The following is a 521-nucleotide window of genomic DNA, read 5'->3' as shown; positions in this document are numbered from 1 at the left end:
TTATTATGATGTCGGACAAATCAGATTACGGTTCAAGCATTTGCCTGAATCCATGGAAATAAAGAACAAGGTTTATCGTTAGTTATGCGTAAAACACTATTAGCCGCTGCCCTATTAATGGCATCAAGCCATGCCCTAGCCGCAGACCGCAACGCGCCTGCAACTATGAGCAACTTTAGCTACGATTATTTCGAAGCTCGTATCGGCGCAAGCCCTGTGACATTTGGTGCTGGCTTCAGCAAATCTATTCACCCGAATGCGCACGTTATTGCTCGTATCGACTCTGAGTTTGATAGCGACTTTGATTCTGCAGCAGGTTTTGGCTTTCACTCACCGCTAAACAACTGGGCAGACCTTACAGGTGAAATGCTAATGCGTGTGGTTCAGCCAACAAGCTCAAGCAGCACAGATGTTGGTATGGAGCTAAACCTAGGCGTGCGCCAATGGCTTGGTCCTCAACTAGAAGTGGGTGGAAAAGTTGGTTACGTTTAAATAGACAACGATGACGATTGGACAGGTTC

At 46.4% G+C, this 521-nt stretch carries 1 pseudogene; it reads left to right on the top strand.

Annotation, left to right across the window (positions count from 1 at the left end):
- Nucleotides 1–84: 84 nt before the first annotated feature.
- Nucleotides 85–489 (top strand): annotated as a pseudogene (locus R7O13_RS30785) (hypothetical protein); the annotation flags it as partial.
- Nucleotides 490–521 lie beyond the last annotated feature (32 nt).

The sequence above is a fragment of the Vibrio sp. Y176 genome (genome assembly GCF_033438945.1).
Note: the sequence above shows the minus strand (reverse complement) of the source record. Positions and strands in the feature narration are given on the sequence as shown.